Genomic DNA, 919 nt, shown 5'->3' on the forward strand with positions numbered 1-919 from the left:
TTACCAATAAGTTGGTTAGGCAAGTAGCCATATAACAAGTTACTCAAACGGACGCTAAACAGTTGGCTAGCACTCGTTCCTCGTACATTTTAGCCAACAATTTCGCGCCGCTTAGTAAGGCGTTAGGTGCACAGGACGTGAGGCGTATTCATCATGAATCGTAAATGGATTCCAATAGTTATTCTTTTTGTTTGGCTCAGTCAAGCAGGCTCAAGTAGTTTAAAGAACATTGAATATGCAGAGATAGTTTCTGAACTATCGCGTACCTCGGAGCTTGGCGAATGCAAAATATCTGTCGATATCACCAGATCTTGGCCGTTATCTTGGACAGCACGTTCTGCGAGTATAAGTGTAGAAAGCCAAGATATGGCTTTAATTTCTTTTACTAGTAAGTTTAACGTACCAGACAGATCATTCCTAAAATCCCATAATACCAATTATCACTTTACTTGGAGTCGTCAATTAGGAGATAAGCTTGTTGCATCTTTTGTAGATGTAGAGGTAAAACCAAATGGTAGCGTTTATGCTGTTAATATTGGTAATTGTCCTAACTATCTAGATAATAACGAATTAATAGGGAACTTAGAGTATTGTAATTCACCCGTACAGGTAATAAAGTGCACCTAACAAGTTACTCAAACGGACGCTAAACAGTTGGCTAGCACTCGTTCCTCGTACATTTTAGCCAACAATTTTGCGCCGCTTAGTAAGGCGTTATGTGTCTCAATATTAAGGATGACAAATGACTATAATAGAACCAGCGTTTGATGGTGAATTTACTAAAGAAACAAAACAAAGCATTATTCCTAAAAAGCTTCCCGCTTTATATCAAAGGTACTTTGCAACACTCATTGATTATGTTTTTGTTTTTTCATGCGCGTATTTTATTTCAATTTATACACCGTTATTTAATAGCGAT

The 919-nt window shown here is 37.4% G+C and carries 1 protein-coding gene; it reads left to right on the forward strand.

What is annotated here, in order from left to right; translation table 11 throughout:
- Positions 1–153 precede the first annotated feature (153 nt).
- A complete protein-coding gene (locus H4J57_RS19470; protein WP_182243987.1) occupies positions 154–627 on the forward strand; it encodes a hypothetical protein in 474 nt (157 codons plus the stop codon).
- Positions 628–919: the final 292 nt, after the last annotated feature.

Source organism: Colwellia sp. BRX8-7 (assembly GCF_014077275.1).
GTDB lineage: Bacteria > Pseudomonadota > Gammaproteobacteria > Enterobacterales > Alteromonadaceae > Colwellia_A.

Coding starts and splice junctions, on each gene's coding strand:
- H4J57_RS19470 (WP_182243987.1), top strand. CDS start 154: ATGAATCGTAAATGGATTCCAATAGTTATTCTTTTTGTTTGGCTCAGT.